Annotated in this window: 17 protein-coding genes; 13 read left to right on the forward strand and 4 right to left on the reverse strand. The window is 73.4% G+C overall.

Annotated elements, in window-relative coordinates; translation table 11 throughout:
- Positions 1-2: 2 nt before the first annotated feature.
- The 3 genes from rpmF to mutM all read left to right on the forward strand — a co-directional run bounded on the left by rpmF (position 3) and on the right by mutM (position 1957).
- Entirely contained in the window at positions 3-176 is a 174-nt protein-coding gene (rpmF, locus tag SCATT_RS20835) for a 50S ribosomal protein L32 (protein WP_041824911.1), read from the forward strand.
- Positions 177-195: 19 nt separating this feature from the next.
- Positions 196-984 (forward strand): ribonuclease III, encoded by a 789-nt coding sequence (rnc, locus tag SCATT_RS20840; protein ID WP_014145119.1) that lies wholly within the window; start codon positions 196-198, stop codon positions 982-984.
- Between the two features lie 94 nt (positions 985-1078).
- On the forward strand, positions 1079-1957 hold the full coding sequence (mutM, locus tag SCATT_RS20845) for a bifunctional DNA-formamidopyrimidine glycosylase/DNA-(apurinic or apyrimidinic site) lyase (RefSeq protein ID WP_014145120.1): 879 nt from the start codon (positions 1079-1081) through the stop codon (positions 1955-1957).
- Between the two features lie 10 nt (positions 1958-1967).
- Here the strand turns inward: mutM and SCATT_RS20850 are convergent, their stop codons facing one another.
- Positions 1968-2378, reverse strand: coding sequence for a winged helix-turn-helix transcriptional regulator (locus SCATT_RS20850; RefSeq protein WP_014145121.1), 411 nt, complete (start codon positions 2376-2378; stop codon positions 1968-1970).
- Between the two features lie 156 nt (positions 2379-2534).
- Between SCATT_RS20850 and SCATT_RS20855 the strand changes: the two genes are divergently transcribed.
- Positions 2535-3116 carry a flavodoxin family protein gene (locus SCATT_RS20855; protein WP_014145122.1) on the forward strand — a complete coding sequence of 194 codons (582 nt, stop codon included), beginning with the start codon at positions 2535-2537 and terminating at the stop codon, positions 3114-3116.
- Between the two features lie 15 nt (positions 3117-3131).
- On the opposite strand, the gene SCATT_RS20860 is transcribed toward SCATT_RS20855, so the two are convergent.
- Entirely contained in the window at positions 3132-3524 is a 393-nt protein-coding gene (locus SCATT_RS20860; RefSeq protein WP_407696622.1) for a CAP domain-containing protein, read from the reverse strand.
- Between the two features lie 275 nt (positions 3525-3799).
- On the opposite strand from SCATT_RS20860, the gene SCATT_RS20865 reads away from it, so the two are divergent.
- The 4 genes from SCATT_RS20865 to SCATT_RS20880 all read left to right on the forward strand — a co-directional run bounded on the left by SCATT_RS20865 (position 3800) and on the right by SCATT_RS20880 (position 10405).
- Complete coding sequence (locus SCATT_RS20865; RefSeq protein WP_014145124.1) at positions 3800-4081, forward strand: acylphosphatase; 282 nt, start codon at positions 3800-3802, stop codon at positions 4079-4081.
- 546 nt (positions 4082-4627) lie between these two features.
- Entirely contained in the window at positions 4628-4828 is a 201-nt protein-coding gene (locus SCATT_RS20870) for a hypothetical protein (protein WP_014145125.1), read from the forward strand.
- A gap of 346 nt (positions 4829-5174) precedes the next feature.
- Positions 5175-8735 (forward strand): chromosome segregation protein SMC, encoded by a 3561-nt coding sequence (gene smc, locus SCATT_RS20875; protein ID WP_014145126.1) that lies wholly within the window; start codon positions 5175-5177, stop codon positions 8733-8735.
- A gap of 239 nt (positions 8736-8974) precedes the next feature.
- Positions 8975-10405 carry a sugar porter family MFS transporter gene (locus tag SCATT_RS20880; RefSeq protein WP_042507673.1) on the forward strand — a complete coding sequence of 477 codons (1431 nt, stop codon included), beginning with the start codon at positions 8975-8977 and terminating at the stop codon, positions 10403-10405.
- A 594-nt stretch (positions 10406-10999) separates the two neighbouring features.
- Here SCATT_RS20880 and SCATT_RS20885 read toward each other — a convergent pair.
- Positions 11000-12466 carry a purine-cytosine permease family protein gene (locus SCATT_RS20885; protein WP_014145128.1) on the reverse strand — a complete coding sequence of 489 codons (1467 nt, stop codon included), beginning with the start codon at positions 12464-12466 and terminating at the stop codon, positions 11000-11002.
- Positions 12467-12852: 386 nt separating this feature from the next.
- Between SCATT_RS20885 and ftsY the strand changes: the two genes are divergently transcribed.
- On the forward strand, positions 12853-14079 hold the full coding sequence (gene ftsY / locus SCATT_RS20890; RefSeq protein WP_014145129.1) for a signal recognition particle-docking protein FtsY: 1227 nt from the start codon (positions 12853-12855) through the stop codon (positions 14077-14079).
- Positions 14080-14153: 74 nt separating this feature from the next.
- Here the strand turns inward: ftsY and SCATT_RS20895 are convergent, their stop codons facing one another.
- Positions 14154-14831, reverse strand: a complete 678-nt coding sequence (locus SCATT_RS20895) for a bifunctional DNA primase/polymerase (protein ID WP_014145130.1) — start codon at positions 14829-14831, stop codon at positions 14154-14156.
- Positions 14832-15300: 469 nt separating this feature from the next.
- Here SCATT_RS20895 and nsdA point away from each other — a divergent pair, with 469 nt between their 5' ends.
- The 4 genes from nsdA to SCATT_RS20915 all read left to right on the forward strand — a co-directional run bounded on the left by nsdA (position 15301) and on the right by SCATT_RS20915 (position 21193).
- Positions 15301-16797: a transcriptional repressor NsdA gene (gene nsdA, locus SCATT_RS20900; protein ID WP_014145131.1), complete on the forward strand. Its 1497-nt coding sequence runs from the start codon at positions 15301-15303 to the stop codon at positions 16795-16797.
- A gap of 174 nt (positions 16798-16971) precedes the next feature.
- Complete coding sequence (locus SCATT_RS20905; RefSeq protein ID WP_014145132.1) at positions 16972-18375, forward strand: ammonium transporter; 1404 nt, start codon at positions 16972-16974, stop codon at positions 18373-18375.
- Entirely contained in the window at positions 18372-18710 is a 339-nt protein-coding gene (locus tag SCATT_RS20910; RefSeq protein ID WP_014145133.1) for a P-II family nitrogen regulator, read from the forward strand. The genes SCATT_RS20905 and SCATT_RS20910 overlap by 4 nt, the downstream gene beginning before the upstream one ends.
- The gene (locus SCATT_RS20915; RefSeq protein WP_014145134.1) at positions 18707-21193 is read left to right on the forward strand and encodes a [protein-PII] uridylyltransferase; all 2487 of its coding nucleotides are present in this window, start codon (positions 18707-18709) and stop codon (positions 21191-21193) included. The genes SCATT_RS20910 and SCATT_RS20915 overlap by 4 nt, the downstream gene beginning before the upstream one ends.

Below are 21193 nucleotides of genomic sequence, written 5' to 3' on the forward strand. Positions count from 1 at the left end.
CCGTGGCTGTTCCGAAGCGGAAGATGTCGCGCAGCAACACGCGCCACCGCCGTTCGCAGTGGAAGGCTGCGCCCGTGACCCTGGTGGCATGCGAGCGCTGCCACGAGCCCAAGCAGCAGCACATCGCGTGCCCGAGCTGCGGCACCTACAACAAGCGCCAGGTCCTCGAGGTCTGATCGGCGGGTGACAGGCTTCATGTCAGACGCCGATCGCAGTCCCCACAAACGTGGGGGTGACCCGGCGCAGGCGGACACGGCCTCGTCCCACACGCTTCTGGAAGGGCGGCTCGGGTACACACTCGAACCCGCCCTTCTGGTGCGTGCGCTGACCCACCGGTCCTTCGCCTACGAGAACGGTGGCCTGCCGACCAACGAGCGCCTGGAGTTCCTCGGGGACTCCGTGCTCGGCCTGGTCGTCACGGACACCCTCTACCGTGTCCACCCCGACCTTCCGGAGGGGCAGCTCGCCAAGTTGCGGGCGGCCGTGGTCAACTCCCGTGCGCTGGCCGAGGTGGCCCGCGGGCTGGAGCTGGGCCGCTTCGTCCGGCTCGGCCGGGGTGAGGAGGGCACCGGAGGCCGCAACAAGGCGTCCATCCTCGCGGACACCCTGGAAGCGGTCATCGGCGCGGTCTACCTCGACCAGGGGCTCGACGCCGCCTCCGAACTCGTCCACCGGCTCTTCGATCCGCTGATCGAGAAGTCGTCCAACCTCGGCGCCGGCCTGGACTGGAAGACCAGCCTCCAGGAGCTGACCGCCACCGAGGCGCTCGGTGTCCCCGAGTACCTGGTGACCGAGTCGGGCCCGGACCACGAGAAGACCTTCACGGCTGCCGCCCGCGTCGGTGGTGTCACGTACGGCACCGGCACCGGCCGCAGCAAGAAGGAGGCCGAGCAGCAGGCGGCCGAGGCCGCCTGGCGGGCCATCGGCGCCAAACGCGACGCCGCGGCCAAGGCCGCCGGCTCCGCGGAGCCCGCCGCCTCCTGACCGGCGCACCAGCGACACGACGCACGGGCCCGGCCCCCGCCACCCGCGGGGGCCGGGCCCGTCGTCCAGGTTTCCAGCACTTCCAGGAGGGGACATGCCTGAGCTGCCCGAGGTCGAGGTGGTCCGCCGCGGCCTGGAACGGTGGATCAGCGGCCGGACGGTCGCCGAGGTCACCGTCCTCCATCCGCGGGCGGTGCGCCGCCACCCGGCCGGCGCCGAGGACTTCGCCTCGCGGCTGCGCGGCACCGTGCTCGGCCCCGCCCGGCGGCGCGGCAAGTACCTGTGGCTGCTGCTGGACGACGGCGGCTCGCTCCTGGGCCACCTCGGGATGAGCGGGCAGCTGCTGGTCCAGCCGCTCGACGCGCCCGCCGAGACGCACCTGCGGGTCCGGATCCGGCTCGCCGACGACCTCGGCACCGAACTGCGCTTCGTCGACCAGCGCACCTTCGGCGGCCTGTCGGTCCACCCCTGCGTCCCCGACGGCCCGGACGCCGCCGTCGGCCTTCCGCTGCCGCTGGCGCACATCGCCCCGGACCCGCTGGAGGCCGCCTTCGACGAGGACGCCTTCCACGCCGCGCTGCGCCGCCGCCGCACCACCATCAAGCGCGCGCTGCTCGACCAGTCGCTGATCAGCGGCGTCGGCAACATCTACGCCGACGAGGCGCTGTGGCGCAGCAGGCTCCACTACGACCGCCCCACCGCCACCTTGACCCGCCCGCGCACCGCCGAACTCGTCGGCCACATCCGCGAGGTGATGAACGAGGCGCTGGCGGTCGGCGGCACCAGCTTCGACAGCCTGTACGTCAACGTCAACGGCGAGTCCGGGTACTTCGACCGCTCGCTGGACGCCTACGGGCGCGAGGACGAGCCGTGCCGGCGCTGCGGTACGGCGATCCGGCGGCGGCCGTGGATGAACCGGTCGAGCTACTACTGCCCGCGCTGCCAGCGGCCTCCGCGCCCCACGGCCGGCTGATCCGCCCCGCTCAGGCCGGGCGCCGCCCGTCGTAGCGGTGCTGCGCCGCCAGCACCTCGGGCATCTTCCCCTCGATCAGCTCGATCAGGGACAGCAGCCGCTCGGCCACGCTCTCGCCGAGCGGGGTGAGCCGGTATTCCACCCGCGGCGGGTTGGTCTGCCGGTCCTCGCGGTGCACCAGGCCGTCGCGTTCCAGCGCGTGCAGCGTCTGGGAGAGCATCTTCTCGCTCACCCCGTCCACCCGGCGGCGCAGCTCGTTGAAGCGCAGCGTGTTCTCGCTGAGCGCGCCCAGGGTCAGCGCTCCCCAGCGGCCGGTGACGTGCTCCAGGGTGTGGCGCGACGGGCAGCTGCGGGCGAAGACGTCGTAGGCGAGGTCGATGTCCTCGTCCGGCGCGGGGGCGGTCACGGTGGCGTCGTCCATGGCGGCCAGGGTACTCCGGCACGGTGTCTTCCGCAGCGCTTTCTGCCGAGAGGGTGCTAACTGTTGGCTTGCGCTTTCGTTTGGAAAGTGTTCTCCTTCGTGGCGGACCCATCCCGTTCCGCCCGGGCACCCCGGGCGTCAGCAAGGAGCACCACCATGCCCGCCACCCCTGTCGTCGCCATCGCCTATCACTCCGGCTACGGCCACACCGCCGTGCTCGCCGAGGCCGTCCGGGACGGCGCCGTGGAGGCCGGCGCCACCGCGCACCTGATCGACGTCGAGCGCATCGACGACGAGCGGTGGGCGCTGCTGGACTCCGCCGACGCGATCGTCTTCGGCTCGCCGACCTACATGGGCACCGCGTCCGGCGCCTTCCACGTCTTCGCCGAGGCCAGCTCCAAGCGCTGGGCCACCGCCGCCTGGCGGGACAAGCTGGCGGCCGGCTTCACCAACTCGGCCTCCAAGAGCGGCGACAAGCTGCACACCCTCCAGTTCTTCACCGTGCTCGCCGCCCAGCACGGCATGCACTGGGTCAGCCTCGGCCTCCACCCGGGCTGGAACTCCTCCACCGCCTCCGAGAACGACCTCAACCGGCTCGGCATCTTCCTCGGCGCCGGCGCCCAGACCAACAACGACCAGGGCCCCGAGGGCGTCCACAAGGCCGACATCGCCACCGCCCGCCACCTGGGCGGCCGGATCACCGAGACCGCCCGGCGCTACACCCCGGCCACCGTCTGACCCGGCCGGAACGGCTCAGTAGCCGAAGTCCTGCGTCCACCACGGCCCGCCGTCGCCGGGGTGGAAGCCGACGCCCAGGGCACGGTAGGCGCAGGTCAGGATGTTGGCGCGGTGGCCCGGGCTGTGCATCCAGGCCGCCATCACGGCGGCGGCGTCGGGCTGTCCGCGGGCGATGTTCTCCCCGCCCAGGCGGCCGACGCCGAACCGGGCCGCCCGGTCCCACGGCGATCTGCCGTCCGGATCGGTGTGCGAGAAGTAGCCCCGGGCCGCCATGTCGTCGCTGTGCGCCTGGGCGAGCCGGGCCAGTCGGACGTCCCGGGCCGGCGGACGGCACCGGGCCCCGGCGCGCTCCCGGTTGACCAGGACGAACACCCGGGCGGCCTGGTCCGCCAGGACGCTCCGGGACACCGGTGTGCCGGCCGGGCCCACGTCACCGCCCGTTCCAACGGGCGCGTTGCCCCGGCACCGTCCCGGCCGGCGCGACCGCGCACACCGTCACCAGCCCGATCCACACCGGCGCCGCCCCCGCCGGACGATCACACCCCATCCGAACACCCCCTCGGCGCTCCCGGCGTCCAGCCCCGAACGCCCCCGAACGGGTGAGGCGCGCCGCGGCGCGACGCTACCGAAGCCCCCGGGCGGTGCGGATGAGACGCTCGTAACTGGCCGGATAACGTGCCGGTATGAACGAATCTGTACGTCTCACCGCCTGGGTGCGCGGTCACGTCCAGGGGGTCGGCTTCCGCTGGTGGACCCGGGCCACCGCACTGGAGATCGGCGGGCTCACCGGCTACGCCTCCAACCTCGCCGACGGCCGGGTGGAGGTGGTCGCGGAGGGCGACCGGGACCGCTGCCGCCGCCTGCTCGACTGGCTGCGCGACGGCCGCACCCCCGGCCGGGTCGACGGGGTCACCGAGATCTGGGGCGAGGCGCGCGGCGGATACGACGGCTTCGAGACACGTTGAGACGCGCCCCGAAACGCCTCCACATGCCTCGAAGCGCCCCGGCGCGCCCGCCGGACGCACGGGCGGCCCGGGGCGCGCGTCGGCGGGCGTGGGGGAGGGGCCCGGAACCGTTGTCCGGCGGGCAAACAGCCGTTCGACCGCGGAGCGTCGTCACGTCACCGTACGGCCAGGTCGGAGCCGGTTTTCCGGAGCCCGGAGCGGGTGGTACCCCCGCAAAACGACCGTCCGGCGGGCAACTGCACGCGGTATGTGCCCGGGACGGTTGCCAATTCTTCACCGACGTGCCAGGCTGCGGCAGCAAGGTGATCTCTCCACAGCCCATGCGGGTGCCCCCGCGGCGCGTTGACGCCGTGCGTGTGACGGCACGCGTACGTCCGGGCTTTGATCGTGTTGACCGTCAAACCATTTGGTGAGACGCTGGAAGCCCCGCGCACCTTAGCTGTTTGGCTGGGAGAACCACAACAGGAGCGGCGCAAACAGCGGGTGCAAGCCCCCTCACGACCCACACCGCTCAGGTCGGTCACTCAGCGTGGAGGACCATCCATCATGGCAAAGGCGCTTCTCGGTTACGTCGGCGGCCCCGACCCGCGACTCCTCGCCGAGATGCGACGGCTTCAGCAGCGCGTTCAGGACCTGGAATCCGAGCTCGTACGTATCCAGGCGGAGAACGACGCGCTGTCTGCGTCGCGCGACGAGTCGCTGCTCAACAGCATCGACGTATCCCAGGCGGAGCCGGCGCTGGCTTGACCCGGCTCGTCGGGACGGCCACCGGCACCGCAAGAAGGTCTGCAAGGGACGCCTCCAGGCGTCCCTTCGTCGTTTCTCCCGGCTGGTCGTCTCTCCGGCTCGACGGTTCCCCCGGCCGCCGCGACGTCCACGCTTCCGAGCGGCCCGGCGTCCCCTGCCGCTTCCCTCCCCCGATCTTCGCCGGCCCACCCTTACCGTCTTAAGTGCCCTCCACCTGCGCAGGTGAAACCGCCCGCCGAGCGATGCGCGCCCGGCCGCCGGGGCGCCCGCCGGTAGAGTCCGGAACCGGTGCGGGACCCGACGCGGACGGCACCGGCGCTACGCCACCGGAGGAGGAGAGCCCGGCGTGCACCTGAAGAGCCTGACCCTGCGGGGGTTCAAATCCTTCGCCTCGGCCACCACCCTGCGCTTCGAACCGGGGATCACCTGCGTCGTCGGCCCCAACGGATCCGGCAAGTCCAACGTGGTCGACGCCCTCTCCTGGGTCATGGGCGAACAGGGCGCCAAGAGCCTGCGCGGCGGCAAGATGGAGGACGTGATCTTCGCGGGCACCACCGGCCGCCCGCCGCTGGGCCGCGCCGAGGTCTCGCTCACCATCGACAACTCCGACGGCGCCTTGCCCATCGAGTACACCGAGGTCACCATCACGCGGACGATGTTCCGCAACGGCGGCAGCGAGTACCAGCTCAACGGCGACACCTGCCGCCTGCTGGACATCCAGGAACTCCTCTCCGACTCCGGCATCGGCCGCGAGATGCACGTCATCGTCGGTCAGGGCCAGCTCGACTCGGTGCTGCACGCCGACCCCATGGGGCGCCGCGCCTTCATCGAGGAGGCCGCCGGCGTCCTCAAGCACCGCAAGCGCAAGGAGAAGGCGCTGCGCAAGCTGGACGCCATGCAGGCCAACCTGGCCCGCGTCCAGGACCTCACCGGCGAACTGCGCCGCCAGCTCAAACCGCTCGGCCGGCAGGCCGCGGTCGCCCGCCGCGCCGCCGTCATCCAGGCCGACCTGCGCGACGCCCGGCTGCGGCTGCTCGCCGACGACCTGGTCACCCTGCGCGAGGCGCTGCGCGCCGAGATCGCCGACGAGGCCGCGCTCAAGGAACGCCGGGACGCCGTCGAGGCCGAACTGGCCACCGCCGCCCGCCGCGAGGCCGAACTGGAGGCCGAGGCGCGCCGGATCGGCCCCCGGCTCACCGCCGCCCAGCAGACCTGGTACGGCCTGTCCCAGCTCGCCGAACGCGCCCGCGGCACGATCAGCCTCGCCGAGCAGCGGATCCGGCACGCCGAGACCGCCCGGCAGACCGAGGAGCGCCCCGGCCGCGACCCGCGGGAGCTGGAACGCGAGGCCGCCCGGGTACGCGAGCAGGAGGCCGAGCTGACCGCCGCCCTGGAGGCCGCCCGCCTCGCCCTGGAGGACACCGTCGCCCACCGGGCCGAACTGGAACGCCTGCTGGCCGAGGAGGAACGCCGCCTCAAGGCCGCCGCGAGGGCCATCGCCGACCGCCGCGAGGGACTGGCCCGGCTGCACGGCCAGGTCAACGCCGCCCGCAGCCGCGCCGCCGCCGCCGAGGCCGAGATCGGCCGGCTCACCACCGCCCGCGACGAGGCCGCCGAACGCGCGGTGACCGCCCAGGAGGAGTACGAGCGGCTGGCCGCCGAGGCCGACGGCGCCGAGGCCGACGACGCCCGGCTGGAGGCCGACTTCGAGGCGGCCCGCGCCGCCCGCACGGCCGCCGAGGAGGAACTGGCCGCCGCCCGCGACGCCCTCACCGCCGCCGAACGCGAACGCGCCGCGCTCACCGCCCGACGCGACGCACTCGCCCCGGCCGCCCGCCGCAAGGACGGCACCGGCGCCCTGCTGGACGCCGCCGACCGGATCGCCGGACTGCTCGGCCCCGCCGCCGAGCTGCTCACCGTCGCCCCCGGCCACGAGGTCGCGGTGGCCGCCGCGCTGGGCGCCGCCGCCGACGCCGTCGCCGTGGGCACCCCCTCCGCCGCCGCCGAGGCGCTGCGGCTGCTGCGCAAGGACGACGCCGGCCGCGCCACGCTGCTCATCGGCGGCGCCCCAGCCCCGGAGCCGACGACCGCCGCGCTCCCCGGCGGCGCCCGCCCCGCCGCCGAACTGGTCGGCGCGCCACCGCAGTTGCTCGGCGCGGTACGGCTGCTGCTGCGCGACGTGGTCGTGGTCGAGACGCTGGAGCAGGCCGAGGAACTGGTGCTGCGGCGGCCCGGGGTGACCGCGGTGACCGCCGACGGCGACACCCTGTCGGCACACCTGGCGCACGGCGGCTCGGCGAGGGCGCCCAGCATGCTGGAGGTCCAGGCCGCGGTGGACGAGGCCGAGCAGGGGCTGGCCCGGCTGGACGCCCGCTGCGCCGAGCTGACCGCCGTCCAGGACGCGGCACGGCGGACGCTGGCCGACCGTACCCGCGCGGTGGAGGAGCTGGAGGCGCGGCGGCGCGGGGCGCAGCGCGAACGGTCAGAGCTGGCCCAGCGGCTCGGCCGGCTCGCCGGAGGGGCCCGGGGCGCGGCCGGCGAGGCGGAACGCGCCGCCACCGCGGTCGCCCGCGCCCGCGAGTCGATGGACCGCGCCGCCGCCGAACTCACCGCCCTCACCGACCGCCTCGCCCAGGCCGAGGCCGCCCCCGCCGAGGAGGAGCCCGACACCGCGCACCGCGACCGGCTCGCCGCCGACGGCGCCAACGCCCGCCAGACCGAGATGGAGGCCCGGCTCCAGCTGCGTACCCACGAGGAACGCGTCAAGGCGCTGGCCGGCCGCGCCGACTCCCTCGACCGGGCGGCCCGCGCCGAACGCGAGACCCGGGCCCGCGCCGAACGCCGCCGGGCCCACCTGGAGCACGAGGCCCGGGTGGCCGGCGCCGTCCTCACCGGCGCCCGCGCCCTGCTCGACCACGTCACCGTCTCGCTGGCCCGCGCCGACCACGAACGCGCCGCCGCCGAGGCCGCCAAGGCCGAGGCCGAGACGGCGCTGGCCGCCGAACGCGAGACCGCCCGCGCCCTCAAGGGCGAACTGGACAAGCTCACCGACTCCGTCCACCGCGGCGAGGTGCTCGGCGCCGAGAAACGGCTGCGCATCGAGCAGTTGGAGGCCAAGGCGCTGGAGGAGTACGGGGTCGAGCCGGCCGGTCTCGTCGCCGAGTACGGCCCCGACCAGCCGGTGCCGCCCTCCCCGTCCGTCGACGGCGAGGAGCCGCCCGCCGACCCGGACCACCCGCAGGGCCGGCCGCGCCGCTACGACCGGGCCGAGCAGGAACGCCGGCTGCGCGCCGCGGAGAAGGCGTACCAGCGGCTCGGCAAGGTCAACCCGCTGGCGCTGGAGGAGTTCGCGGCGCTGGAGGAACGCCACAAGTTCCTCAGCGAGCAGCTGGAGGACCTGCGGAAGACCCGGGCCGACCTGCTCCAGGTGGTCAAGGAGGTCGACGAGCGAGTGGAGCAGGTCTTCACCGCCGCCTACCAGGACACCGCGCGCGAGTTCGAAGGGGTCTTCGCCCGGCTCTTCCCCGGCGGCGAGGGGCGGCTCGTCCTCACCGACCCGGACGACATGCTCGCCACCGGCGTCGAGGTGGAGGCCCGCCCGCCGGGCAAGAAGGTCAAGCGGCTCTCGCTGCTCTCCGGCGGCGAACGGTCGCTGACCGCGGTCGCCCTGCTGGTGTCGATCTTCAAGGCCCGGCCGAGCCCGTTCTACGTGATGGACGAGGTGGAGGCGGCGCTCGACGACACCAACCTCCAGCGGCTCATCGGGATCATGCGCGAACTCCAGGAGTCCTCGCAGCTGATCGTGATCACCCACCAGAAACGCACCATGGAGGTGGCCGACGCCCTCTACGGGGTCTCCATGCAGGGCGACGGCGTCTCCAAGGTGATCAGCCAGCGGCTGCGCTGACGCTCCGCAGTTGCGTTCAACGTGTGAAGGAACATTGCCCGTCCGGTGCTCGGAATGTGGCCAAAGAGACGTCCTGCGAACTCTTGACTTCGAAACTTGAAGGAATACGCTCTGACACGTTGTTTTAACCTTCGACGAGTGGTCGAGTGGTGATGGCCGTCGGATCGGCCGACACTCGAAAGAGCGCGAAGATCCAGGCCCCCACCGGCGGGCTCGGCACGGAGCCCCAGGAGTTCACGTTGACCAGCACCAAACAAGACATAGCCCCGGGTGGCGGTCCCGGCACCACGCACGACCACCTCGGTCACGTCGTCTTCATCACCGCCGCCGCGGCGATGGGCGGCTTCCTCTTCGGCTACGACAGCTCCGTGATCAACGGTGCGGTCAACGGCATCCAGGGCAAGTTCGGCATCGGCCACGCGCTGCTCGCCCAGGTCGTCGCCGCGGCGCTGCTCGGCTGCGCGGTCGGCGCCGCCACCGCGGGCCGGATCGCCGACCGGATCGGCCGTATCTGGGTGATGCGGATCGCCGCGGTGCTCTTCACCGTCAGCGCCGTCGGCTCCGCGCTCCCGTTCGCCGTGTGGGACCTGACGCTGTGGCGCGTCATCGGCGGCTTCGCCATCGGCATGGCCTCGGTCATCGGCCCCGCCTACATCGCCGAGGTCGCCCCGCCGGCCTACCGCGGCCGGCTCGGCTCCTTCCAGCAGGCCGCGATCGTGGTCGGCATCGCCATCTCCCAGCTGGTCAACTACGGCATCCTGCAGATGGCCCACGGCCAGCAGCGCGGCCACCTGGCCGGGCTGGAGGCGTGGCAGTGGATGCTCGGCGTGATGGTCGTCCCGGCCGTCCTGTACGGGCTGCTCTCCTTCGCCATCCCCGAGTCCCCGCGCTTCCTGATCTCCGCGGGCCGCATCGACGCGGCCAAGAAGGTGCTCGCCGACGTCGAGGCCCGCGGCACCGACCTCGACGCCCGCGTCGAGGACATCAAGCTGGCCATGCGCCGCGAGCACAAGTCCAGCTTCCGCGACCTGCTCGGCGGCAAGGGCGGCTTCCTGCCGATCGTCTGGGTCGGCATCGGGCTCTCGGTCTTCCAGCAGCTCGTCGGCATCAACGTGATCTTCTACTACTCGTCGTCGCTGTGGCAGTCCGTCGGCATCGACCCGAGCAGCTCGTTCTTCTACTCGTTCACCACGTCGATCATCAATGTGATCGGCACCGTGATCGCGATGGTCCTCGTCGACAAGATCGGCCGCAAGCCGCTCGCGCTGATCGGCTCCGCCGGCATGGCGGTCTCCCTGGGCCTCGCCGCCTGGGCGTTCTCCCACAAGACCGGCAGCGGCACCAACATCCACATGCCCAACACCGAGGGCGCCATCGCCCTGGTCGCCGCCCACGCGTTCGTGCTCTTCTTCGCGCTGTCGTGGGGTGTGGTGGTCTGGGTGCTGCTCGGTGAGATGTTCCCGAACAAGATCCGTGCCGCGGCGCTCGGCGTCGCCGCCGCCGCGCAGTGGATCGCCAACTGGGCGATCACCGTCAGCTTCCCGTCGCTGTCGGACTGGAACCTGTCCGGGGCGTACGTGATCTACACCTGCTTCGCGGTGCTTTCGATTCCCTTCGTCGCGTTCTTCGTCCGCGAGACGAAGGGCAAGACCCTGGAGGAGATGGGCTAAACCCCCGCTGCCCGACTTCTCCAGCGCGCTGGCGTCAGCCACGGACTCCTCGGGGTGCCCCGGTTCCCCGTTCCGTGGCTGACGCCAGCCATTAGTTTCTCGGGGTTCGCCCGTTTCCGCTTCGTCGTGGCTGGTGTCACAGCTGTTTCCCGCCCGCCCACCCGTGGCTGTACGCGTATAGCGCGGGGTGCGCACTGTCTGCCTGGGGTCCGGGGGCCCTCCGGGGTGACTCCTCGCTCCGCGTATCCGCCAAGGCTTGGCTCCGGCTGTTGGGTCGCTGCGGGGACACCCCTGCACGCCCCCGTTCTGTTGCGTTCCGCGCTGCGGCACGGGGTGGGTGAGAAAGGAGATCGGGGTGACCCCAACCTCCTATCTCACCCTCCCTCCGCGAAGAGAGGCACCCCCGACCCCGCACGGCGCATAGGCGAAGCCCACCCCTGTGCCGAACCAAACCAAAACCCACCCCAACCACCCACCGGACAGGGGCGAACGGGGGCCACCCCGGAACCCTGAAACGGGCGAACCGGGCCACGGAGTAACGGCTGACCGCCAGCGCGAGCGAACCCGCGCGAGCGAACCCGCGCGAGCGGAGCCTCAGTGGGAGTGGGCCGTGGGGCGTTCGGCGGGGGTGGCCGGGGTTGCGGGGGCGGCCGGGGCGGGGGTCGCCGTGGAGCGGGGGAGGACCGCGTAGAGGGCCGCGGCGACGACAACGGTCACGGCCCACCCCAAGCCGTTCCGCCCGACCCACGTCTGCGCGAGCGGGCCGCTGAACCAGGAGACCGAGGTGAGGCAGAGGCCGACGACGAGGGCGGCGGCCCAGGCGGTCATGGCCTGCCAGGCGAAGCCGCCCCGGTACCAGTAGGCGCTGGTGCGGGTGGTGTCCATCAGCGCGACCGGGTCGTACTCCTTGCGCCGCAGCATGTCCACGCCGAAGACGCCGATCCACGCCGAGAAGGAGACCGCCAGCAGCGTCAGGAAGGAGATGAAGGAGCTGATGAAGCTGGTCGCCACGATCATCAGCAGGGAGCCGAAGACCAGGCTGATCAGCGCGTTGACGCTGACCGCGGCGGCCCGCGGGATCTTGAAGCCGAGGGTCTGCGCGGTGAAGCCGGCCGAGTACATCGACATGCTGTTGATCAGCAGCATGCCGATCAGCGCGATCAGCAGGTATGGCACCGACAGCCAGGTCGGCAGCAGCTTGCCGATGAAGGAGACCGGGTCGGAGGCGTGCGCCAGGTCCGGGGTGGCCACCGCCATCACCGCGCCCATGAGCACCATCGGGACCACCACGATGCCGGCGCCGGAGACCGTGGCGCCCACGATGCCCTTGCCGGAGGCGTTCCGCGGCAGGTAGCGGGAGAAGTCCGCGCCGGAGGGGGCCCAGCTGATGCCGCCCGCGGCGATGGTGCCGACGCCGGCGATGAGCATCGCGGTGCTGCCGCCGGGGCGGGAGAAGACCTGCGACCAGTGGGTGGTGGCGATCAGGTAGATGAGCACGGCGACGCTGAACGCGCCGAAGAGGTAGGCGGACCACCGGTTGCACAGCAGCAGCACCTTGCGTCCCATGCCGCTGACGGTGAAGGTGCAGCCGACGAAGAAGAGCAGGGTGACGATGATCAGCCAGGTGCTGCTCTTGATGCCGAAGAGCAGGTCGAGGATGGTGAGCACGGCGTAGGCGCCGGTCACCGCGTTGATCGTCTCCCAGCCCCAGCGGGCGATCCAGGTGACCGCGCCGGGGAAGAGGTTGCCGCGCTGGCCGAAGACCGCCCGCGACAGCGTCATGCCGGGGGAGCCGCCGCGCTTGCCGGCGATGGTCAGCAGGCCCACGATGCCGTAGCTGACCACCGGGCCCAGGATGGCGACGAGGAGCACCTGGAAGAAGTTGAGGCCGTTGGAGACGACCAGGCCGGCGCCCATGGTCAGCAGCAGCACGCTGATGTTGGCGGCCACCCAGGTGGGGAAGAGTTCACGGACCCGGCCACCGCGCTCGGCGTCCGGTACGGGCTCGATGCCTCGGGTCTCGATGGTGCCTTCGGCATCGGGTGCGGACGTGTGGTCCATATGCGGGGATCTCCGGCGGCGGGACAGCGGGTGGGACCGACGCGTCGACGGTGACGGAAACCTGGACGCCGAATGAACGGCGAACTGACGGAAGACCACGTCTTTGTTGTCTACGCGCGTTGCGCTCAGGATCGTATGGCGATCCGCCGACCGTCAAGGGTGACCTTTGTCCCATTGTGGAAGGGGCGGTGAGCGGTCTTTGTCCCATTGTGCCGGATCGGTTGGCAAACGGGGATCCGTTGTGGAGGACGGCCTGAGATCGCCGGACGTCTTTGCCGCGCGGCGGCGAGGGGTACGGGTCCGGACGTACTTCTCCGGCGGGTTGCCCCGGCGCACGCGCGCGTGCCGTGGAGGTGCCGACCGGGTGGCCGATACTGGGGAGCGTTATGGAAACCGTCATCCTTGCTGTAGTCATCGCCCTGGTCGTGGTCGGCGCGCTCAGCGGCCTCGTGGTCGGCACCCGCCGTAAGAAGCGGCTGCCCTCCGCCCCGCCGCCCACCGCGGAACCGCAGATCACCGCTCCGCCGGCCGAGCCGCACGTCGGCGAGGAGGCGGAGACCCCCCAGGAGGAACCACGCCGCACCATCGAGGAGGTCGGCCTCCCGGAGGCGGGCACCACGGTGGCCCCGCCGCCCGAGGAGGCGGCCGAGGTGGTCGAGGAGCCGGCCGCCCCCGCGGTCGAGGTCCCCGAACCCACCGCCGGCCGGCTGGTCCGGCTGCGTTCCCGGCTCTCCCGTTCGCAGAACACCCTCGGCAAGGGGCTGCTCAGCCTGCTCTCCCGGGAGCACCTGGACGAGGACACCTGGGAGGAGATCGAGGACACGCTGCTCACCGCCGACGTCGGCGTCGCCCCCACCCAGGAGCTGGTGGAGCGGCTGCGCACCCGGGTCAAGGTGCTGGGCACCCGTACCCCCGCCGAGCTGCGCGCGCTGCTGCGCGAGGAGCTGCTCACCCTGGTCGGCCCCGGCCTCGACCGCACCCTGCACACCGAGAGCCCGCAGGACCAGCCGGCCGTGCTGATGGTCGTCGGGGTCAACGGCACCGGCAAGACCACCACCACCGGCAAGCTCGCCCGGGTGCTGGTGGCCGACGGGCGCAGTGTGGTGCTCGGCGCCGCCGACACCTTCCGGGCCGCCGCCGCCGACCAGCTCCAGACCTGGGGCGAGCGGGTGGGCGCCCGTACCGTGCGCGGCCCCGAGGGCGGCGACCCGGCCTCGGTGGCCTTCGACGCGGTGAAGGAGGGCATCGCCGAGGGCGCCGACGTGGTCCTGATCGACACCGCCGGCCGGCTGCACACCAAGACCGGGCTCATGGACGAGCTGGGCAAGGTCAAGCGGGTGGTGGAGAAGCACGGCCCGGTGGACGAGGTCATCCTGGTGCTGGACGCCACCACCGGCCAGAACGGGCTGGTGCAGGCGCGGGTCTTCGCCGAGGTGGTCGACATCACCGGTATCGCGCTCACCAAGCTCGACGGCACCGCCAAGGGCGGCATCGTCGTCGCCGTCCAGCGGGAACTGGGCGTCCCGGTGAAGCTGATCGGTCTCGGCGAGGGGCCGGACGACCTGGCCCCGTTCGAGCCGGAGGCGTTCGTCGACGCGCTGATCGGCGACTGACCGTCCTTCGTCCGCACGGCCCCCGGGGATCCGTCCCCGGGGGCCGTCGTCGTCCCCGGCGGCCGGGTGCCGGGTCAGCCGGAACGGGCCAGGGTGCCGTGCCGGTGGCAGACGTAGGCCAGGGTGCCCAGCAGCAGCCGGGCCTCCGGGGGCTGCCGGTCCACCGAGGGCGGACGCAGCCAGCGCACCGGCCCCAGCCCGCCGAGGTCGGAAGGGGGCACCGTGACGTGGTCACCCAGGCCGAGGCAGCGCAGGTCGAGCGCGGCGCCGTCCCAGCCCATCCGGTACAGCAGCCGGGGCAGCTCGCGGGCGGCGCCGGGGGCGACGAAGAAGAGCGCCCGGCCGGTCGGGGTGGCCAGCACCGGGCCGAGCCGCAGCCCCATCCGCTCCAGCCGCACCAGCGCCCGGCACCCGGCCTCCTCGGCCACCTCCAGCACGTCGAACCAGCGGCCCACCGGCAGCAGCACGGCCGCCCCGGGGGTCAGCTGCCACGCCTCGGTCACCTCGTCCAGGCCGGCCCCGGCCGGGATCTCGTCCGCCAGCGGCAGCGCGTGGGCGCCGGGCGCCGGGCACCTGTCGTCCCCGCAGCTGCACGGGCCGCCGGCCCGGCCGACCCGGGCCCCGGGGATCACCGCCCAGCCGAACCGTCCGGTGTACTCGGCGATCGTGGTACGGACCGAAGCGCGGCCACGGCGGCGCCCGCCGGGCGTGAACTCCCGGATGTCACGGATGCTGCCGATCGTGAAGCCCATGCCACCTCCAACACTGGGAAACCGTCGTTGGTTACGCCTCGTCGCGGTCGGCCACCGGCCGGAGCCCGCCGTGCGGCCGGGGCGCGTCGTATCGCGACGAGGGGTGCGCGGCCGGTTCCGCGCTCCCACGTGCTTCCCTTCACCCGTTCGACGATCGTCACGTGTCAAGTGAATCGCGACCGGCCACGGAAGAGTTCATTCGAAGGGGTGGCGAATGGTGGCGAATCCCCGCCTCGCGCCAGTCGGACCGTGATCGTAGGATTACTTTCGGTTCAACTGCCCGTGGGGAGCGCGCCGTTCGCGGGTATGCCACGGGCACGTACGTACGGCGGCGGGCGCGGGGTTCGCCGGTGGCCGGGGCGGCCGGTTTGTGGGGGATCGCGGGAAGTTGCGTGAAACGCCCGCCAACACCGGCCGCCGCGGGGAGAATTCGACACGCTCGGCGCGAAGAAGCGAATGGGGGCGTTCCGTGGGCGGAGGCGACGCGGCCGGCGGCACCGGCGGCAAGCAGGCGAACGACCGGCTCGGGTCCTGGTTCGTCCGCAGCGGATGGTCCAAGGGCGAGCTGGCCCGGCAGGTCAACCGGCGGGCCCGCCAGATGGGGGCCCACCACATCAGCACCGACACCTCCCGGGTGCGCCGCTGGCTCGACGGCGAACAGCCCCGCGAGCCGATCCCGCGCATCCTGTCCGAGCTGTTCTCCGAGCGCTTCGGCACCGTGGTGGCCGTCGAGGACCTCGGGCTGCGCGCCGCCCACCAGCCGCCCGGCGCCTCCGGGGTCGACCTGCCCTGGGCGGCGCCGCAGACGGTGGCGCTGATGAGCGAGTTCTCCCGCAGCGACCTGATGCTGGGCCGCCGAGGCTTCCTCGGCGCCTCGCTGGCGCTCTCCGCCGGGCCGGCGCTGGTGGAGCCGATGCAGCGGTGGCTGGTGCCGACCCCGGCCGGACCCGGCGGCACCGGACGGGAGGGCGCCGCCCGGCAGGATCGTTCCGGCCACCCGGTCAGGCTCTCCGGCCCCGAGCTGGACCTGCTGGACACCACCACCGTGATGTTCCGCGCCTGGGACGCCCAGTGCGGCGGCGGGCTGCGCCGCAAGGCGGTGGTGGGACAGCTCCACGAGGTCACCGACCTGCTCCAGGACCACCACCCGGAAGCGGTGACCCGCCGGCTGTTCAAGGTCGCCGCCGAACTGGCCGAGCTGGCCGGGTGGATGAGCTACGACGTGGGGCTGCAACCCAGCGCCCAGAAGTACTTCGTGCTCGCCCTGCACGCCGCCAAGGAGGCCGGCGACCGGCCGCTCGGCGCCTACGTGCTCTCCAGCATGAGCCGCCAGATGATCCACCTCGGGCGCCCGGACGACGCCCTGGAGCTGATCCACCTCGCCCAGTACGGCAGCCGCGACTCGGCCACCCCGACCACCCAGGCGATGCTGTACGCGATGGAGGCCCGCGCCTACGCCGGGATGGGCCAGGTCAACAAGTGCCACCGGGCGGTGCGGATGGCCGAGGAGACCTTCACCGATTCCCGTCCCGAGGAGGACCCGGACTGGATCGGGTTCTTCTCCGAGGCCGAGCTCAACGCGGAGAACGCGCACTCCTACCGCGACCTGGCCTACGTGGCCGGGCGCAGCCCCACCTACGCCTCGCTGGCCGAGCCGGTGATGGCCCGGGCCGTCGAGCTGTTCGGCGCCGACCCCGGGCACCAGCGCTCCTACGCGCTCAACCTCGTCGGCATGGCCTCCGTCCACCTGCTGCAAAAGCGCCCGGAGGAGGCCGCCGGGTTCGCCGGACAAGCCCTCGACGTGGCCGGACGGCTCCGTTCCGAACGGGTCAACACCCGCATCCGGCGCACCGCCGACACCGCGCTGCGCGACTACGGGGAGGTTCCCGAGGTCGCCGAGTTGAGCGACCGGCTGCGGGTGGAGCTGCCGGACGACTGCGAGAGCGCGGCGGCCCAAGCGGTCTGACCCGCCGACCGGCCCCGGTTCACCTCCCCGTAACACCGGCGCCGCCTTCGTCACCGAGGTGAAACACCGGAAAACGGCGACGGAAACGCCGCTGCGCGAATCTCGTGGCGAAAACCGGCCCGGCGCCCTCGTCGGCGTCCGCACCGGGCCGGAACCGACCACGAGGAGACGCCCATGCCAGCAGCAGGCATCGTGGCCCTGGCCGCGGACAAGCCGGCTTTGGACACCGGTCACACCGCCTTCATGCTCGTCAGCGCCGCCCTGGTGATGGTGATGACCCCGGGGCTGGCGTTCTTCTACGGCGGCATGGTGCGCGTCAAGAGCGTGCTCAACATGCTGATGATGAGCTTCATCAGCCTGGGCGTGGTCACCGTGGTGTGGACGCTCTTCGGCTTCAGCCTCGCCTTCGGCACCGACCACGGCGGCTTCATCGGCGGCACCGACTGGCTGGGGCTGCGGCACATCGGGATCACGCAGCTGTGGCCCGGCTTCGGCATCCCGGTCTACGTCTTCGCCGCCTTCCAGATGATGTTCGCCGTCATCACCCCCGCGCTGATCAGCGGCGCCCTGGCGGACCGGGTGAAGTTCACCGCCTGGACGCTCTTCAGCACGCTGTGGGTGATCGTGGTCTACCTGCCGGTGGCGCACTGGGTGTGGGGCGCCGGCGGCTGGCTGGCGAAACTGGGCGTGATCGACTTCGCCGGGGGCACCGCGGTGCACATCAACGCCGGTGCCGCGGCGCTCGGCGTGATCCTGGTGACCGGCCGGCGGATCGGCTTCAAGAAGGACCCGTTCCGGCCGCACAACCTGCCGCTGGTGATGCTCGGCGCGGGGCTGCTGTGGTTCGGCTGGTTCGGCTTCAACGCCGGTTCCTGGCTGGGCGCCGACGGGGTCGCCGGGGCCGCGTTCGTCAACACCCAGGTGGCCACGGCCGCCGCGATGCTCGGCTGGCTCGGGTACGAACGGCTGCGGCACGGCAGCTTCACCACGCTGGGCGCCGCCTCCGGAGCGGTCGCCGGGCTGGTGGCGATCACCCCGGCGTGCGGCTCGGTCTCGCCGCTGGGCGCGATCGCCGTCGGGCTGATCGCCGGGGTGCTCTGCTCGGCCGCGGTGGGGCTCAAGTACAAGCTGGGGTTCGACGACTCGCTCGACGTGGTCGGCGTGCACATGGTGGGCGGCATCGCGGGGTCGCTGCTGGTCGGCCTCTTCGCCACCGGCGGGGTGGGCCAGAGCGCCAAGGGGCTCTTCTACGGCGGCGGCTTCGGCCAGTTGGGCAAGCAGTGCGTGGGCGTGCTCTGCGTCCTGCTGTACTCGCTGGTCGTCTCGGCGGTCCTTGCCAAGGCCATCGACCGGGTGATGGGCTTCCGGGTCGGTGCCGACGAGGAGGTCGCCGGCATCGACCAGGCCGAACACGCCGAGAGCGGCTACGACTTCGCCGGTGTCGGCTCGGCCACCCGCCCGGTCCTGGCCGGCCTCGCCCAGCTCACCGCCCGCGCCGAGGACCGGCGGACCCCCGGGGCGCCGCCCGGCGACCCCGGACCGCAGGCCCAGGCCCCGCAGTCGAAGGTGGACGCATGAAGCTCATCACCGCCGTCGTCAAGCCGCACCGGCTCGACGAGGTCAAGGAAGCCCTCCAGGCGTACGGAGTCCAGGGGCTGACGGTCACCGAGGCCAGCGGCTACGGCCGGCAACGCGGCCACACCGAGGTCTACCGGGGCGCCGAGTACACCATCGACCTGGTGCCCAAGGTCCGCATCGAGGTGCTGGTGGAGGACGCCGACGCCGACCAGGTGATCGAGATGGTCGTCAAGGCGGCCCGCACCGGCAAGATCGGCGACGGCAAGGTGTGGAGCGTCCCGGTGGAGACCGCGGTCCGGGTCCGCACCGGCGAACGCGGACCCGACGCGCTGTGACCTCCGGGCGCCCCGACGCCACCGACGCCGCCGGCGCCCCGGCCGGCCGGGCGCCGGGCGACTACGCCGCCGCCCGGCGGGACCTGCTCGGCCAGGAGGGCGTCCCGGGGGCGGACCGGCGGGCCAGGCTGTCGTCGCTCACCGACGCCTGGCTCGCCGGACTCCTGCCCGACCCGGTGCCGGACGGGGTGGCGCTGGTGGCCGTCGGCGGCTACGGACGCGGGGAGCTCTCCCCGCGCAGCGACCTCGACCTGCTGCTGCTCCACGACGGCGACGCGGACGGCCCGGTGGTGGCCGCCCTCGCCGACCGGATCTGGTACCCGGTGTGGGACCTCGGGCTCGCCCTCGACCACGCGGTGCGCACCCCGGCGCAGGCCCGCCGCACCGCCGCCGAGGACCTCAAGGTCCACCTCGGCCTGCTGGACGCCCGGCACATCGCCGGCGACGCCGCGCTCACCGCCGCGCTGCGCACCGCCGTCCTCGCCGACTGGCGCGCCCAGGCCGCCCGGCGCCTGCCGGAACTCGCCGAACTCGGCCGCCACCGCGCCCACCGCCACGGCGAACTCGCCCACCTGCTCGAACCCGATCTGAAGGAGGCCCGCGGCGGACTGCGGGACGCCACCGTGCTGCGCGCGGTCGCCGCCTCCTGGCTCGCCGACGCCCCCCGCGCCGGACTGGACGCCGCCCGCGCCCGGCTGCTCGACGTACGCGACGCCCTCCACCTGGTCACCGGCCGCGCCACCGACCGGCTCGCCCTCCAGGAGCAGGACGAGGTGGCCGCCCGGCTCGGCCTGCTGGACGCCGACACCCTGCTGCGCGAGGTCTACCGGGCCGCCCGGGTCATCGGCTACGCCGCCGAGGTCACCTGGCGGGAGACTGCCCGGGTGCTGCGTTCCCGGCGGGCGAGGCCCCGGCGGCTGGGCATCCCGCTGCGCGGACGCGGCGGCGCCCCGGGGGAGCGCACCCCGCTCGCCGACGGCGTGGTGGAGCACGAGGGGGAGGCGGTGCTGGCCCGTACCGCGCGTCCGGAACGCGACCCGGTGCTGCCGCTGCGGGCCGCCGCGGCGGCGGCCCAGGCCGATCTGCCGCTCTCCCCGCACGCGGTACGGGCGCTGGCCGCCACCGCCCCGCCGCTGCCGGTGCCCTGGCCGGCCGAGGCCCGGGAAGCGCTGATCACCCTGCTGGGGGCGGGCGCCGCCGCGCTGCCGGTGTGGGAGGCACTGGAGGCCGAGGACCTGGTCACCCGGATGCTGCCGGACTGGGCCCGGGTACGGTTCCGTCCGCAGCGCAACGCCGTCCACCGGTGGACCGTCGACCGCCACCTGGTGGAGACCTGCGTGCGCGCGGCCGGCCTCACCCGCCGGGTCGGCCGCCCCGACCTGCTGCTGACCGCCGCCCTGCTGCACGACATCGGCAAGGGGTGGCCCGGCGACCACAGCGTGGCCGGTGAGGTGATCACCCGGGACACGGCCGCCCGCCTCGGCTTCGGCCGCCAGGACGTGGCCACCCTCGCCCTGCTCGTCCGCCACCACCTGCTGCTCGCCGAGACCGCCACCCGCCGCGACCTGTCCGACCCGGCGACCGTCGAGCAGGTGGCCGGGGTGGTCCGGGACCACGGGACGCTGGAGCTGCTGCACGCGCTCACCGAGGCCGACGCGTTGGCCACCGGCCCGGCGGCGTGGACGAGTTGGCGGGCCTCGCTCGTGGCCGACCTGGTCCGCCGGGTCGCCGCCGTCCTGGCCGGCGCCCCCGCCGCGTCGTCCGCCCCCCGGCAGGCCACCGCCGAGGAGGAACGCCTCGCCGTGGAGGCGGCCCGCACCGGCGGCCCGGTGCTCACCCTGCGACCGGAGCCCGAACCCGGCCCCGCCGAGGCGCGCGACGACGCGGAGGCGGACGACGCCGGGACCGAACCGGTCGGGGTCCAGCTGCTGATGGCGGTGGCCGGCCGGGACGGGCTGCTGCCGGCCGCCGCCGGGGTGCTGGCGCTCCACCGGCTCACCGTGCGCGCCGCCGACCTGCGCACCATGGACCCGGTGGGCACCGGCCCGGTCACCGTGCTGAGCTGGCGGGTGGCCGCCGAGTACGGGGCGCTGCCGGAGGCCGCCCGGCTGCGGGCCGACCTTCAGCGGGCGCTCGACGGTTCGCTGGACATCGGCGCCCGGCTGGCCGAACGCGAGGCGGCCTACCCGCGCCGCCGCCCCGCCGCCGCCCCGCCGCCCCGGGTCACCGTGGCCCCGGGCGGCTCCGAGGTGGCCACCGTGATCGAGGTGCGCGCCCACGACGCCCCCGGCCTGCTGCACCGCATCGGCCGCGCCCTGGAGGCGGCCGGCCCGGTCACCGTGCGGGCGGCCCGGATCAGCACCCTGGGCGCGGACGCGGTCGACGCGTTCTACCTGGTCGACGCCGACCACGGCGGCCCGCTGGCGGACGACCGGGCCGCCCGCCTCGCCCGCGAGGTGGAACGGGCGCTCACCGTTAACTGA

The organism is Streptantibioticus cattleyicolor NRRL 8057 = DSM 46488 (genome assembly GCF_000240165.1).
Taxonomy (GTDB): Bacteria; Actinomycetota; Actinomycetes; order Streptomycetales; family Streptomycetaceae; genus Streptantibioticus; species Streptantibioticus cattleyicolor.

What these genes read in the sequence shown, in the direction of transcription:
- rnc (WP_014145119.1), top strand. Translation starts at nt 196, where the DNA reads ATGTCAGACGCCGATCGCAGTCCCCACAAACGTGGGGGTGACCCGGCG.
- mutM (WP_014145120.1), top strand. Translation starts at nt 1,079, where the DNA reads ATGCCTGAGCTGCCCGAGGTCGAGGTGGTCCGCCGCGGCCTGGAACGG.
- SCATT_RS20850 (WP_014145121.1), bottom strand. Translation starts at nt 2,378, where the DNA reads ATGGACGACGCCACCGTGACCGCCCCCGCGCCGGACGAGGACATCGAC.
- SCATT_RS20855 (WP_014145122.1), top strand. Translation starts at nt 2,535, where the DNA reads ATGCCCGCCACCCCTGTCGTCGCCATCGCCTATCACTCCGGCTACGGC.
- SCATT_RS20865 (WP_014145124.1), top strand. Translation starts at nt 3,800, where the DNA reads ATGAACGAATCTGTACGTCTCACCGCCTGGGTGCGCGGTCACGTCCAG.
- SCATT_RS20870 (WP_014145125.1), top strand. Translation starts at nt 4,628, where the DNA reads ATGGCAAAGGCGCTTCTCGGTTACGTCGGCGGCCCCGACCCGCGACTC.
- SCATT_RS20885 (WP_014145128.1), bottom strand. Translation starts at nt 12,466, where the DNA reads ATGGACCACACGTCCGCACCCGATGCCGAAGGCACCATCGAGACCCGA.
- ftsY (WP_014145129.1), top strand. Translation starts at nt 12,853, where the DNA reads ATGGAAACCGTCATCCTTGCTGTAGTCATCGCCCTGGTCGTGGTCGGC.
- SCATT_RS20895 (WP_014145130.1), bottom strand. Translation starts at nt 14,831, where the DNA reads ATGGGCTTCACGATCGGCAGCATCCGTGACATCCGGGAGTTCACGCCC.
- SCATT_RS20905 (WP_014145132.1), top strand. Translation starts at nt 16,972, where the DNA reads ATGCCAGCAGCAGGCATCGTGGCCCTGGCCGCGGACAAGCCGGCTTTG.
- SCATT_RS20910 (WP_014145133.1), top strand. Translation starts at nt 18,372, where the DNA reads ATGAAGCTCATCACCGCCGTCGTCAAGCCGCACCGGCTCGACGAGGTC.